The sequence below is a fragment of the Streptomyces albidochromogenes genome, from assembly GCF_005981925.1.
Taxonomy (GTDB): Bacteria; Actinomycetota; Actinomycetes; order Streptomycetales; family Streptomycetaceae; genus Streptomyces; species Streptomyces albidochromogenes.
Genome location: NZ_VBVX01000046.1, coordinates 1 through 13,363, shown reverse-complemented (window position 1 = coordinate 13,363; position 13,363 = coordinate 1). Strand labels below are relative to the sequence as shown.

Genomic DNA, 13,363 nt, shown 5'->3' with positions numbered 1-13,363 from the left:
ACAAGGAGCAGGTCATTGCGCGAGTTCACTGTCCCACCCATGGCGACGGCGCCTCAGGTCGGCGGGCTGGCGGACGTCGTCTTCGACCACGCGGAGCGGGACCCGCACCGCGTCGTGCTCGCCCGCAAGGGCGAGGACGGGGGGTGGCACGACGTGTCGGCCGTCCGCTTCCGCGACCAGGTGCTCGCCGTCGCGAAGGGGCTGCTGGCGCACGGCGTCCGGTTCGGCGACCGGGTCGCGATCATGTCCCGCACCCGGTACGAGTGGACGCTCTTCGACTTCGCCCTGTGGACGGTCGGGGCCCAGCCGGTCCCGATCTATCCCACCGCCTCCGCCGACCAGGTCTTCTGGACCCTGCACGACGCCGGCGTCACGGCCTGCGTGGTCGAGCACGAGGACCACGCGATGACCATCGGCTTGGTGATCGACCGACTGCCGATGCTGGGGCGCCTGTGGCAGCTCGACGCGGGCGCGGAGGCGGAGCTGGTCCGGGCGGGCGCGCACCTCGACGAGGACGTGGTGCACCGCCACCGGCGGGCGGTGACGCCCGATTCCGTGGCGACCGTGATCTACACGTCGGGGACCACGGGGCGGCCCAAGGGCTGTGTGCTGACGCACGCGAACTTCATGTACGAGACCGACACCGTGCTGGCCCGCTGGGAGTCGCTGTTCCGTTCCAAGCCGGGCGACGAGCCCGCGACGCTGCTCTTCCTGCCGCTCGCCCACGTCTTCGGGCGCATGGTCGAGGTCGCGGCGATCCGGGGGCGGGTCAAGCTGGGGCACCAGCCGGTGCTCGCGGCGCACGCCCTGATGCCCGACCTGGTGAGCTTTCGGCCGACCTTCATCCTGGCCGTGCCGTACATCTTCGAGAAGGTCTTCCACGGCGCCCGGCGCAAGGCCGAGGCGGACGGGAAGGCCGGGCCCTTCGACAAGGCCGTCGAGGTGGCGGTGCGGTACGCCGAGGCGCAGGAGCACCGCGCGTTCGGCACCGGCCCCGGGCCTTCGGCCGCGCTGCGGCTCCAGCACCAGTTCTTCGAGAAGGCCGTGTACGCGAAGGTGCGCGAGGCCATGGGCGGCCGCGTGCGGCACGCGATGTCCGGCGGTTCGGGGATGGCGCGGCGGCTCGGCCTGTTCTTCGCCGGCGCCGGTGTGACGGTCTTCGAGGGGTACGGGCTGACCGAGACGACGGCGGCCGCGACCGCCAACCCGCCCGAGCGCACCCGTTACGGCACGGTGGGGCAGCCGCTGCCGGGCACCACCGTGCGCATCGCCGAGGACGGCGAGATCCTGCTGCGCGGCGGCCAGGTCTTCTCCGGGTACTTGAACGACCCCAGGTCCACCGACGCCGTACTGCGGGACGGCTGGCTGGCCACCGGGGACATCGGCGCGCTGGACGAGGACGGCTATCTGACGATCACCGGGCGGAAGAAGGAGATCCTGGTGACGTCGGGCGGCAAGAGCGTGTCGCCGGCGGCGCTGGAGGAACGGGTGCGGGCGCATCCGCTGGTGGCCCAGTGCATCGTCGTCGGCAACGACAGGCCGTACATCGCCGCGCTCGTCACGCTCGACCAGGAGGCCGTTGACCACTGGCTCCAGATGCGCGACAAGCCGCCGCTGAGCTCGGCCGACCTGGTGCGCGACCCCGATCTGGAGACGGAGGTACGGCGTGCGGTGGTGGCGGCGAACACGCTGGTCTCGCAGGCGGAGTCGATCCGTACCTTCCGGATACTGGCCCACCAGTTCAGCGAGGAGCACGGGCTGCTCACGCCCTCGCTCAAGCTGAAGCGCAAGGCGATCGAGACGGCGTACCGGGCGGAGGTCGACGCGCTGTACCGGTGATGCGCACGGGGCCGGCGAGATCGACGGGCAACCGGCCCTCCGCGCGCGCCACTTGGCCGCCGAGGAGCACCGCGCCGCGCACCGCCCGTCGCGCACGGCGTCGCCTCGGGGCACCGGGGCCCGGCGGCCAAGGCGGGCACATCCCGGCCGGATCGCGGGAATGCGCGGGGCACCGTGATCGTTGACCCTGGGAGTACCAACCGACGACGTAAGGATCGATCGCTCGTGAGCAAGGCCCCTTCCCTCACCCTGAACAACGGCGTCGAGATGCCCCAGCTGGGGTTCGGCGTTTGGCAGGTGCCTGACGACGAGGCCGAGAAGGCCGTCGACACCGCCATCCAGGCCGGTTACCGATCCATCGACACCGCCGCGATCTACGAGAACGAGACCGGCACGGGCAAGGCCATCGCCGCCTCCGGTGTGGCCCGCGAAGAGCTGTTCGTCACGACGAAGCTCTGGAACTCCGAGCAGGGGTTCGACTCCACGCTGCGCGCCTTCGACGCGTCGCTGGCGAAGCTCGGCCTCGACTACGTCGACCTGTACCTGATCCACTGGCCGATGCCGTCCAAGGACACGTACCTGGACACGTACAGGGCGTTCGAGAAGATCTACGCGGACGGCCGCGCCAAGGCGATCGGTGTCTCCAACTTCCTTCCCGAGCACCTGGAGCGTCTGATCGGCGAGACCTCGGTGGTCCCGGCGGTCAACCAGATCGAGCTCCACCCGCAGCTCCAGCAGGCGGCCTCCCGCGCCTTCCACGCCCAGCACGGCATCGCGACCGAGGCATGGTCGCCACTGGGGCAGGGCAAGGGCCTGCTCGACGTGCCGACGGTCGTCGCCGTCGCGCGCAAGCACGGCAAGACCCCGGCCCAGGCGGTGCTGCGCTGGCACCTGCAGACCGGCAACGTGGTGATCCCCAAGTCCGTGACCCCGTCGCGGATCGAGGAGAACATCGACGTGTTCGACTTCGAGCTGGACGCCGACGACCTGGCCGCGTTCGCCGCGCTGGACGAGGGCAAGCGCCTCGGGCCCGACCCGGCGACGTTCGACGCGGGCGCCTGACCCGCACAACGGCGCGGCGGCGTCGGCCGGTTCGGTCCGGACGGCGCCGTCCGCCGTGTGCGGGCGGCGCCGGGCCGGACCGCAGGCGGGCCGTCAGGCGCGGTGCGCGAGGTGCAGGGTGCGCGCCCGCAGCAGGAAGACGTCGGGGCGCCGCGCGAGTCCGGCCGGGTCCCGCGCGTCCAGCAGCCGGTCCAGCATCGCGACGTCCTCGGCCGTCAGCCGGTCGGCGTACACGCTCCGGTGGCGGGTGAAGACCTCCAGGACCATCTCGCGGGCGAGAGGCGCCAACGGCGCGGGCAGGTCGAGCAGGAAGGAGCGGCCGGTGTCCGGGGTCAGTCCGGCGGCGGTCAGCAGGGCCGGCCAGTCCTCCACCTCGGCCTTCGCGCCGGGCAGTTCGGCGCGCATCCGCGCGAACCACTCGCTCGCCACGACCTCCAGCCGCGCCTCCAGACCCGGGCTGCCGAACCCGAGGTCACGGGGCAGGTGACGCTGCGGCAGGCCGCCCTCGAAGAGGGCCAGGGCGCCGCCCGGGCGCAGCAGACCGGCGAGGCCGGTGAGGGCGGCGCGCTGGTCGCCGACGTGGTGCAGGGAGTTGGCGGCCCAGACCACGTCGGCCTCGCCCAACGACCCGATGTCGTCCGGGACTTCGGCTGCGACGGTACGTACCCGCTCCCCCGCGCCGGCTCGTTCCGCCCGCGCCCGGGCGCGCTCCAGCAGCGCCGGCGTACCGTCGACGGCCACGATCTCCGCCTCCGGGAAGGCCGCGGCGAGCATGCAGGTGATCACTCCGGGGCCGCTGCCGATGTCCAGGACGCGGCGTACGCCCCGCGCGCCGCGGAAGCGCTCCGCGATCCAGGCGGCGGCCTGCTCGTACACGGGGCGGTTCACCTCGGCCTCGTGCTCCAGGTGCACGGCGAGCGCGTCCCAGTCGAAGGCGGTGGTGCCGTGGGTGTGGTCGTGGCCGTGGTGGTGGCCCTGACGGGGGGTGTCGCCGTGGGGGTGGCTGTCGCTGTTCGTCATGCGCCCACTGTCTCGCCGGACCGCTCTTTCGGCGAACCTTCTTGCCGGTCCGGCAAACCGCTGCCGCCCTTGCGGTACTGCTGTGGGCTCACCCCGCGCACCCGCTTGAACGCCGCGCTCAGCGCGAAGGAACCGCTGTAGCCCACCTGGCGTGCCACCGCCCCCACCGTCGCCTCCGTCTCCCTCAGCAGGTCCGCCGCGAGCGCGAGCCGCCACGCGGTGAGGTACGCCATGGGCGGCTCACCGACCAGCTCGGTGAAGCGCCGGGCGAGCCCCGCGCGTGACACCCCGGCCTTCGCGGCGAGCCCGGCGACCGTCCAGGGGTGGGCGGGGTCGTTCTGCATCAGCCGCAGCGCCCGGCCGACCACCGGGTCGCCCATCGCCCGGTACCAGGCGGGGGCAGCCGCCTCCGGGCGCGAGAACCAGGACCGCAGGGTCGCGATCAGCAGCAGGTCGAGCAGCCGGTCGAGCATCACGCTCTGGCCGGGTTCGTCCCGGCTGATCTCGTCCTCCAGGGCCGGCATGAGCGGGCAGTCCCACAGCTCGGCGGGCAGGTGCAGGAGCGGCGGCAGCGCGTCGAGGAGGCGGCCGCTGACCTCCCCCGCCATCTGGTACGTGCCGATGAGCATCGCCGACTCGCCGTCCGGGCTGTCGCCCCACGTCCGTACTCCGAGATGCATCGTCTCGGCCAACGGCTCCCCCTGGAGCGTGCGGCACTCGCCGCCGGGCCCGATCAGGGCGCGCGGCGGGCTCGCGGGGTCGTCGGCGCACGTGTACGGCCCGGGCCCGCGCGCGACGGCCACGTCGCCGGGGCGCAGCAGCACGGGGTCGCCGCCGTCAGGCATCACCCAGGCGTGGCCACGGGTCACGCACATCAGTGAGAGGGGGGCCCGGTCCTCGATCCGCACGGCCCAGGGCGGGTTCAGCACGGCCCGGAGGAGGAAGGCGCCCCGGGCGCGCGGCCCGTCGAGCAGACCCGCGAGTACGTCCATGGGGCCAGCGTAAGGCGGCATCGGCCCACCGTGGACGCAGACGTATGGAGTTGAGCCTCTGGAGCATGGCTCGTCCAGCCGTGGGCCGCGAACCTTGAGACATGACAGAGAACACGCAGCGGGAAACGGTGTTGGTGACGAGCGGCACGGGCAAGACCGGCCGCCGGGTCGTCGAGCGGCTCGCGGCCCTCGGTGTGACGGTGAGGTCCGGATCGCGTACGGGGGCGGTGCGGTTCGACTGGGAGGACGCGTCGACGTGGGGTCCGGCCCTGCGCGGCGCGGACGCCGCGTATGTGGCGTACTACCCGGACCTGGCCGCTCCGGGGGCGGCCGAGGCGGTGCGGACGTTCGGGCGGATCGCGCGGGAGAGCGGGGTGCGGCGGCTGGTGCTGCTGTCGGGGCGCGGCGAGCCGGAGGCGGTGGTCGCGGAGGAGGCGTTGCGCGAGTCGGGCGTCGCGCTCACCGTCGTACGGGCCGCCTTCTTCGCGCAGAACTTCAGCGAGGGCGTCCTGGCCGAAGGCGTCGTCGCCGGTGAAGTGGCCTTCCCGGCGGGCGGGACGGCGGAGCCGTGGGTGCACGCCGATGACCTGGCCGACGTCGTCGTCGCGGCGCTGACGCGGGAGGAGCACGCGGGGCTGGTGTACGAGCTGACGGGTCCCCGGCTGCTGACCTTCGACGAGGTGGCGACCGAGATCTCGAAGGCGACGGGCCACGAGGTGCGGTACGTCCCGCTGTCCGGTCCGCAGTACGCCGCGCTCCTGGAGGAGTACGGCGTGCCCGCGCCGGAGGCGCGGTGGATCTCCGGCCTGTTCACCTCGCTGCTGGACGGCCACAACGCGTCGGTGACGGACGGGGTGCGGCGCGTCCTGGGCCGCGAGGCGAAGGACTTCACCGACTTCGCGCGGGAGACGGCGGCGTCAGGGGCGTGGGACGGCCGGACGGCCGGCCAGGACGCCCCGACCGGTGAGGGCGCGCGGGCGTAGGGGCCGCGGACCGGCCCCGCCACGCGCGGCCGGTCGCGAGCGTGTCGCGGTCGCCGGCGCGTCGCGGGCGCGAATGTGTCGCGGGCGGGCCGGTGGACGTGCGGCTCAGCTCGCGCCGTGGCCCGCGCGCGAATGTGTCGCGGGCGGGCGGGTGCACCTGCGGCTCAGCTCGCGCCGTGGCCCGGCGCGACGTCCTCCACGCGGCGTGCGAGCTCGAAGTCGAGGTCGGTGACGGCTCCGCCCGCGCTGTGCGTGTTCACGGTCAGGGCCACGGTGTTGTACCCGAGCGTCAGGTCGGAGTGGTGGTCCAGCTCGTCCTGGATGCCGGCGACGTGGACGACCAGCGCGGCGGCCGCGAAGTGCGTGCCGAGCCGGTACGTACGGGCGATCCGGTTGCCGTCCAGCGACCAGCCGGGGAGTTCCCGCAGACGGTCCTCGATCTCCTTCTGCGACAGCGGCTCGGTGGCCATGGCGAAGCTCCCTCCGGAATGCGGTCTCGTCACCGATCAGCCTCCCACCTTCCGGCCGGATCCGGCGCTCGACGCCGCCGTGATTCGTCCCGGCGGCGCGGGACGCGCGGGCGCGCTCCCCGCGCGGGGCCCGGATCCGCCCGCCGCACCGGGCCCGTGGACGGCCAACTCGGTCCGCGGGCGGGTCGGTTACCGTCTTGTCCCATGACAACTGTCGCGGTCGACAAGGGTGTGGGCACGCTGCTGCGGGGCTGGCGGGAGCAGCGACGGCTGAGCCAGCTGGAGCTGGCGCTGCGCGCCGGATCGTCCGCCCGGCACATCAGCTTCGTCGAGACCGGCAGGTCGCGTCCGAGCGAGGAGATGGTGCTGCGGCTGGCCGAGCACCTCGACGTGCCGGTGCGGGAGCGCAACGCCCTGCTGCTCGCGGCGGGGTACGCCCCCCAGTACGCCGAGACCCCGCTCGACGATCCGGCGCTCGGCGCCCTGCGCGAGGGCATCGAACGGCTGCTGACGGGATACGAGCCGTACCCCGCTCTCGTCGTCGACGGTTCGTACACCGTGGTCGCCGCGAACCGCGGGATCATGATGCTGCTCGACGGCGTGCCCGAGCATCTCCTGCGGCCTCCGCTGAACGCGATGCGCCTCACCCTCCACCCGGAGGGACTCGCGCCGCGGATCCGCAACCTCGGGGAGTGGCGCGGTCACCTGCGGGCGCAGATGGAGCGCCAGATCGCGCTGGACCGCTCGCCGGCCCTGCGCGCGGTGTACGACGAGGTGTCGGCCTATCCGGTCCCGGAGCCGGGAGAGGCGCCGCGCCCGGAGGACCCGCCGTACCCCTACTTCGCCCTGCCGCTGCGGATCGAGCACGCCGGGCAGATCCTGTCGTTCGTGTCGTCGATCTCGACGTTCAACACGCCGATGGACGTGACGGTCGCCGAGCTGGCCATCGAGACGTTCCTCCCGGCCGACCCGGCGACGGTCAAGTACCTCCGGTCGCTGACCCCCTGAGCGGGACGGGTGTTCAGCCCCGGGCGCGCGACGCGAGGTACTGGAATCCGGCGAAGCCGGCGACGGTCGCGGCCTGCAGGGGAATCCAGAACGCCCCGGCCGTCGTCGGCGAGAACCAGAGCAGGAGCGCGGCGACACTGGCCACGGCCCACGCCAGGTTCACCTCGACGACGGCCCTGACGGCAAGCGCGGAGGGCTCCGGCCGGGAGGCCAGAAAGCCGACACCGGCTCCGAACACCACCAGCAGCACGCCGAGTCCGAGCAGCAGCCCGGACCCGACGCCGAGCAGCCGTCCGACCGGGCCGGAGGCAACGACGTACACCAGCCCGTTGCCGGTGGTGACGACGGCGTCGAGGGCGAGGAAGCGGCGCAGCGTCGTCTGCGGGTCGGTGGTCCTGGAGAGGTTGGCGAGCAGGGGTGCGGACATGGCGGATCAGCCTCCGTCGAGGTCGTGCGGACTGGAAGGGGCCCGGAGCCCGGACGGAGTGCGCCGCCCGGCCTCCGGTGACCGCAACAATGCCGCGCCGGCGGGAGGGCGTCGATTACCTCCGGCGTCATGCGCGGCCGGGCGGCCCCTCGTATGGCACCGGGCGGAATGCCGCCGCGGGGCGGGCGTGGTGTTCTGTTCCTGGCACGGGCCGCCGGTGCGGCGGCGGGGAGGACACGGACCCGTTCACACGGAGGAGACCTCGATGGCGATTTTCATGCAGGTGGAGCTGGCGGGCGTGACGAGTGAGCAGTACGACGAGCTGAACGCCAAGCTGCAGTCGCTGCCCGGCAACCCCTTCGAGGGGTGCCTGGCGCACGTCGCCGTCGCCACGGGGTCCGGCCTCCAGGTCTTCGACCTGTGGGAGTCGGAGGAGGCTTTGCGGCGGTTCAACGACGTCGTGATGCCGGTCGCGTCGGAGGTCGGCATGCCGCAGGGCGGCGAGCCGACGACCTCGCAGGTGCACAACTACTGGGTGCCGGGGGCATAGGGCGGGCGCGGGGCGCGGGCGGGCGCGGCGGAGAAGTCCTCCGGGAAACCCGCCCGCACCGAGGAGTCATCATGCCGGGGAGAGCGGCGGCGGCCGGCGCGCGGTGAGCGAGGCCCGGACTCAAGATCATTCGTATAGGGTTACCGGCAGGTAATGACCGACCTACCAGGGGGAAGCTCTCATGCTTCGACGCATTTCCACCATCGCCGTGACCGCCGCGATCACCGGTGGCGCTCTCTTCGCGGCGCTGCCGGCGCACGCCGCTCCGGCCGCCGGCCAGCAGACGATGTCCGCTCGCGGTGGCGGCATCACCGTCAACATCGAGGAACTGCGCCGGCAGTCCGCGGAACTGAAGTCCAGGGCGGCGCAGCTCGACCACCTGGGCGAGCGTCAGGCGGCGCAGCGGGCCCGCGCCCAGGCCGCGGCGATCGACCGGCGTATCCAGCAGCTCATCGACGCCGAGAACAACGTGTAGCACCGCACCACCGCACACACCGACGCCCGCCCCGGCCCGACCCGCCGGGGCGGGCGTCGCGTCGTGGCGCGTTCGCACCTTCGCCTTCGGCGGGGACGGGACGGCCGCGGGGACGACGGGTGGTCCAGCCGTCGAGAAGAGTTCCACGAACGGCGGGCGACTGGCTTACGATCACCGCTGACGGTGCGCTCACCCCCGCCGCCGTCACCCCCGCCCCATGGAGGTCAACCGTGTCCAGGACGGCCAAGGGCCACCGCGCCCGCCGCATCCGTACGCTCGCCACCGCCGGCGCCACCGCGGCCGGACTGTTCCTCGCCGTCGGATGTTCCTCCGGTGACGACGGGCCCTCCGAGGCGGCCGGCGGCGTACCCGTGGTCGAGAAGGGCAAGCTCACCACCTGCACGCACCTGCCCTACCCGCCGTTCCAGTCGGAGCAGGGCGGCAAGGTCGTCGGGTTCGACGTGGCGCTCATCGACCTCGTGGCCGAGAACCTGAAGGTCGAGCAGAAGATCCTCGACACGCCGTTCGAGAACTTCAAGACCGGCGCGTTCCTGAACTCCGGCGAGTGCGACCTCGCCGCCGCCGGCATGACCATCACCGACGAGCGCAAGAAGAACGTCGACTTCTCCGTCCCGTACTTCGACGCCACCCAGGCGCTGCTCGCGACGAAGAAGAGCGGCGTGACGACGCTCGACGAGGTGAAGTCGCAGAAGAAGAAGCTCGGCGCGCAGGCGGAGACGACCGGCGAGAGCTACGCCACGAGCAAGGGCTTCGACCCGGTGGCGTTCGAGAGCTCCGACGCCGTGCTGAACGGGCTGCGCACCGGGCAGGTCGACGCCGTGGTCATCGACTACCCCGTCGTGCAGGGCTGGCTGAAGGACAAGGCGAACGCCGACGAGTTCGTGCTCGGCGAGAACATCGAGACCGGTGAGGAGTACGGGTTCTCGGTGAAGAAGGGCAACACCAAGCTGAAGGCCGCCATCGACAAGGCCATCACCGACGCCAAGGCCGACGGCACGTACAAGAAGATCTACGAGGAGTGGATCGGCCCGATGCCCAAGGCGCAGTCGTGACCTCTCGCCTCTCCAGGCGGCAGCGGCGCCGGATCTCCCAGGGCATCCAGTACGCCCTCTTCGTGGCCGCGCTGGTCCTGGTCGGCGTGCTGGCCGACTGGGACCGGCTGCAGAACCAGTTCGCGCAGAAGGACCTCGCGGCGGAGCTGTTCCCGGACATCATCACCACCGCGCTGCGCAACACGGTGGTCTACACGCTCTCCGGTTTCGTGTTCGGGCTCGTCCTCGGGCTGCTGATCGCGCTCATGCGGCTGTCGTCGGTGGCGCCGTACCGGTGGGTCGCGAGCGTCTACATCGAGTTCTTCCGCGGTCTGCCGGCGCTGCTGATCTTCATCTTCGTGGGTGTGGCGGTGCCGCTGGCGTTCCCGGGGACGGAGATTCCCGGCGGTACGTACGGGAAGGTCGCCCTGGGTCTGGGGCTGGTCGCCGCCGCCTACATGGCCGAGACGATCAGGGCCGGCATCCAGGCCGTGCCCAAGGGGCAGATGGAGGCCGCGCGTTCGCTGGGCTTCTCGCACGCCCGCGCGATGGTGTCGGTGATCATTCCACAGGCGTTCCGGATCGTCATCCCGCCGCTGACGAACGAGCTCGTGCTGCTGTTCAAGGACTCCTCGCTGGTGCTGTTCCTCGGCGTCACCCTGGAGGAACGGGAGCTGACCAAGTTCGGCAGGGACCTGGCGAGCCAGACCGCCAACTCCACCCCGATCCTGGTCGCGGGGCTCTGCTACCTGATCGTGACGGTGCCGCTGAGCTTCGTGGTGCGCCGCCTCGAGGCCCGTGCCGACAAGGCCAAGTGAGGACGAGCAGATGCCACAGCCCGAGATCGAGATCCGCGGCCTGCACAAGTCGTTCGGGGACAACCACGTCCTGCGCGGCATCGACCTGGAGGTCGCCCGGGGCGACGTCGTGTGCGTCATCGGGCCCTCGGGGTCCGGCAAGTCGACGCTGCTGCGCTGCGTGAACCTGCTGGAGGAGCCCAGTGAGGGCCAGGTCTTCGTCGGCGGTACGGAAGTCACCGACATCGAGGTCGACATCGACGCGGTGCGCCGCCGCATCGGCATGGTCTTCCAGCAGTTCAACCTCTTCCCGCACGTCACCGTGACCGAGAACCTGACCCTGCCGCAGCGGCGGGTCCTGGGCCGGGGCAAGAGCGAGGCCGCCAAGGTGGCCCGGGAGAACCTGGAGCGCGTCGGGCTGGCCGACAAGGCCGACGCCTACCCGGCGCAGCTGTCCGGCGGGCAGCAGCAGCGGGTGGCCATCGCGCGGGCGCTGTCCATGGGGCCCGAGGTGATGCTCTTCGACGAGCCGACATCCGCGCTGGACCCGGAGCTGGTGGGTGACGTGCTCGCGGTCATGCGGGTGCTCGCCTCGGAGGGCATGACGATGATGGTCGTCACTCACGAGATGAGCTTCGCCCGGGAGGTCGCCGACCGCGTCGTGTTCATGGACGGCGGCGTGATCGTGGAGGAGGGCCCGGCGGCGCAGGTCGTGGGCGATCCCCGGCACCCCCGGACCCGGCACTTCCTGGACCGCATCCTGGACCCGTCCGCCGCCGAGGCGCCGGGCCCGGAGGCGGGCGGCCCCGCTGCGGGCTGAGCGGGCGGGAAGGGCCCGGCCGCTCAGCGGGTGGTCGGATAGCGGTGCGCGGGGGCGTCCGGGAGGTCCAGGTCCGGGCGCCAGGCGCGCAGTACGGCCGCGGACGGCACGAAGAGCTGCTTCGGTACGTCGTGCGGACCGAACCACTCCCACCGGACGATCTTGTCCGGCTCGGTGACGTGCGGCGTGCCCGCGGCGTCGTCCAGCACCGCCGCGGCGGTGACGCGGGTGAGGCCGCGCGCCCCGTCCACCAGTACGGCGACGATCCGGACCCCGGTGGCGCCGGCGCGCAGGGACGTCTCCTCCGCCAGCTCGCGCACCGCGGCCTCCTCGAAGCTCTCGCCCGCGTCGACCTTGCCGCCGGGCAGCTCCCAGCGGCCGTCGTGGCCGAGTCCGAGCAGGACGCGGCCGCCGGGGCCGAGGACGACCACGCCCACCCCGGTCAGGCTGTTCGGTACGGGAAAGGCGCGTTCGGGGCGCTCGCCGGCGGCGGTCACGCGGACCCGGCCCGGGCCCCGCGGGCCGCGATCCAGGCGTACACGATCACGCCGGCGAACAGGAACAGCACGCCCTGGTACACCGCCGCGTAGCCCGAGCCCGCCACCAGCCACATCGAGAAGCCGCAGGCCAGCGCGGCGAGGACCGCGTCGCGGATCAGGCGGGGGCGGTCGACGCGGTCGGACCGGCCCGACGCGAGGAAGTAGATCTGGGCGGCGGTCGCCAGCAGGTAGGGGACGGTCGCCGTGAACGTCGTGATCAGGACCAGGGTCTCGAAGACGCCCTCGGAGCCCGCCGTGTAGTTGTAGACCGTCAGGAGCGAGGCGAGCACCACGGTGACCAGGACGCCCACGGTCGGAACGCCGCGCCGCCTGGTGGCGAAGACGGCGGGGAACAGGCCGTCCTTGGCGGCCGCGTACGGCGTCTGCGCGCTCAGCAGCGTCCAGCCGTTCAGCGCGCCGGTCATGGAGACCAGGGCGGCGCAGGCGACGGCGGCGCCGCCCCACGAGCCGCCGAACATCGCGTTCACGGCGTCGGAGAAGGGCGCGGTGGAGCCGACCAGGTCGTCGTGGGCGACGGTGCCGAAGACGGCGAGGGTGCCCAGCAGGTAGACGAAGGCGGCGCCGAGCGTGCCGAGGATCGTGGCGCGGCCGACGTTGCGCCGTGGGTCGCGGACCTCTCCGGCGCTGACGGCGGCGGACTCCACGCCCAGGTAGCTGAAGAGGAGGATGGCGGCGGAGGCGGAGAGCGCGCCGAGCGCGCCCTGGCCGTCCGCCCGGAACGGGCCGAGGTTGGACGCGTCGAAGAAGAAGAGCCCGCCGACGGCGACCAGCAGCAGCGGCGCGAACTTCAGCACCGTCGCGACGAGCTGGACGGCGCCCACGTACCGGGTGCCGGCCAGATTGGCGACGGCGGGCAGCCACTGGATGACCAGCGCGGCCGTCAGCGTGGCGGCGAGCGATCCGTGCACGGGCACGAGGACGTCGAGGTAGCCGACCGCGGCCACGGCGAGCGCCGCGTTGGAGACCCAGGCGGTGATCCAGTAGCTCCAGGCGGCGAGGAAGCCGGCGAAGTCGCCGAACGCCTCGCGGGCGTAGACGTACGGGCCGCCGGTCCTAGGGAGCCGCTCGGCGAGGCGGCCGAAGACGAGCGCGAGCGATATGGCGCCGAGGGTCAGGACGCCGAAGGCGACGAGGCTGATGGTGCCGAAGGGGGCGACGGAGGCGGGGAGCAGGAAGATCCCGCCGCCGATGATGTTGCCCATGACCAGGGCGGTCGCGACGGGCAGGCCGAAGCGCCGGGCGTGCTTGCTCGGCGTGCCGGCGTCGCTGTGCGCTTCGTCCGCCCCGGGGGCGGGCTCGGGGCGTGGG

The 13,363-nt window shown here is 72.6% G+C and carries 15 protein-coding genes; 9 read left to right on the top strand and 6 right to left on the bottom strand.

The annotated features are described in order from the left end of the window. Positions 1-39: 39 nt before the first annotated feature. Together E2E34_RS09200 and E2E34_RS09195 are read left to right on the top strand one after the other, a co-directional pair. Complete coding sequence (locus E2E34_RS09200; RefSeq protein WP_138901404.1) at positions 40-1,839, top strand: AMP-dependent synthetase/ligase; 1,800 nt, start codon at positions 40-42, stop codon at positions 1,837-1,839. A gap of 225 nt (positions 1,840-2,064) precedes the next feature. After that, positions 2,065-2,901, top strand: a complete 837-nt coding sequence (locus E2E34_RS09195) for an aldo/keto reductase (RefSeq protein WP_138901403.1) — start codon at positions 2,065-2,067, stop codon at positions 2,899-2,901. A 93-nt stretch (positions 2,902-2,994) separates the two neighbouring features. Here the strand turns inward: E2E34_RS09195 and E2E34_RS09190 are convergent, their stop codons facing one another. Next, complete coding sequence (locus E2E34_RS09190; protein ID WP_138901402.1) at positions 2,995-3,921, bottom strand: class I SAM-dependent methyltransferase; 927 nt, start codon at positions 3,919-3,921, stop codon at positions 2,995-2,997. Further along, complete coding sequence (locus E2E34_RS09185) at positions 3,918-4,913, bottom strand: AraC family transcriptional regulator (protein ID WP_138901401.1); 996 nt, start codon at positions 4,911-4,913, stop codon at positions 3,918-3,920. Before E2E34_RS09185 ends, E2E34_RS09190 begins: the two co-directional genes overlap by 4 nt. A 101-nt stretch (positions 4,914-5,014) precedes the next feature. Between E2E34_RS09185 and E2E34_RS09180 the strand changes: the two genes are divergently transcribed. Next, on the top strand, positions 5,015-5,896 hold the full coding sequence (locus E2E34_RS09180) for an NmrA family NAD(P)-binding protein (protein WP_138901400.1): 882 nt from the start codon (positions 5,015-5,017) through the stop codon (positions 5,894-5,896). 164 nt (positions 5,897-6,060) lie between these two features. On the opposite strand, the gene E2E34_RS09175 is transcribed toward E2E34_RS09180, so the two are convergent. Then, positions 6,061-6,366 (bottom strand): 4a-hydroxytetrahydrobiopterin dehydratase, encoded by a 306-nt coding sequence (locus E2E34_RS09175; RefSeq protein ID WP_138901399.1) that lies wholly within the window; start codon positions 6,364-6,366, stop codon positions 6,061-6,063. A 204-nt stretch (positions 6,367-6,570) separates the two neighbouring features. On the opposite strand from E2E34_RS09175, the gene E2E34_RS09170 reads away from it, so the two are divergent. Beyond that, the gene (locus E2E34_RS09170; RefSeq protein WP_138901398.1) at positions 6,571-7,374 is read left to right on the top strand and encodes a helix-turn-helix domain-containing protein; all 804 of its coding nucleotides are present in this window, start codon (positions 6,571-6,573) and stop codon (positions 7,372-7,374) included. A 13-nt stretch (positions 7,375-7,387) separates the two neighbouring features. Here the strand turns inward: E2E34_RS09170 and E2E34_RS09165 are convergent, their stop codons facing one another. Continuing rightward, complete coding sequence (locus E2E34_RS09165; protein WP_138901397.1) at positions 7,388-7,801, bottom strand: hypothetical protein; 414 nt, start codon at positions 7,799-7,801, stop codon at positions 7,388-7,390. A gap of 265 nt (positions 7,802-8,066) precedes the next feature. Here E2E34_RS09165 and E2E34_RS09160 point away from each other — a divergent pair, with 265 nt between their 5' ends. The 5 genes from E2E34_RS09160 (at position 8,067) to E2E34_RS09140 (ending at position 11,495) form a co-directional block, all read left to right on the top strand. Continuing rightward, positions 8,067-8,351: a hypothetical protein gene (locus E2E34_RS09160; protein WP_138901396.1), complete on the top strand. Its 285-nt coding sequence runs from the start codon at positions 8,067-8,069 to the stop codon at positions 8,349-8,351. A gap of 181 nt (positions 8,352-8,532) precedes the next feature. Further along, positions 8,533-8,826, top strand: a complete 294-nt coding sequence (locus E2E34_RS09155) for a hypothetical protein (RefSeq protein ID WP_138901395.1) — start codon at positions 8,533-8,535, stop codon at positions 8,824-8,826. A 230-nt stretch (positions 8,827-9,056) separates the two neighbouring features. Further along, positions 9,057-9,899, top strand: a complete 843-nt coding sequence (locus E2E34_RS09150; RefSeq protein ID WP_167518253.1) for an ABC transporter substrate-binding protein — start codon at positions 9,057-9,059, stop codon at positions 9,897-9,899. Continuing rightward, positions 9,866-10,696 carry an amino acid ABC transporter permease gene (locus E2E34_RS09145; protein ID WP_208765185.1) on the top strand — a complete coding sequence of 277 codons (831 nt, stop codon included), beginning with the start codon at positions 9,866-9,868 and terminating at the stop codon, positions 10,694-10,696. The genes E2E34_RS09150 and E2E34_RS09145 overlap by 34 nt, the downstream gene beginning before the upstream one ends. A gap of 10 nt (positions 10,697-10,706) precedes the next feature. Further along, the gene (locus E2E34_RS09140; RefSeq protein ID WP_138901393.1) at positions 10,707-11,495 is read left to right on the top strand and encodes an amino acid ABC transporter ATP-binding protein; all 789 of its coding nucleotides are present in this window, start codon (positions 10,707-10,709) and stop codon (positions 11,493-11,495) included. Between the two features lie 23 nt (positions 11,496-11,518). Here the strand turns inward: E2E34_RS09140 and E2E34_RS09135 are convergent, their stop codons facing one another. Next, a complete protein-coding gene (locus E2E34_RS09135; protein ID WP_138901392.1) occupies positions 11,519-11,992 on the bottom strand; it encodes a nucleotide triphosphate diphosphatase NUDT15 in 474 nt (157 codons plus the stop codon). Continuing rightward, on the bottom strand, positions 11,989-13,363 hold a 1,375-nt coding region (locus E2E34_RS09130; RefSeq protein WP_439333674.1), incomplete at its 5' end, for an amino acid permease. The genes E2E34_RS09135 and E2E34_RS09130, both read right to left, overlap by 4 nt.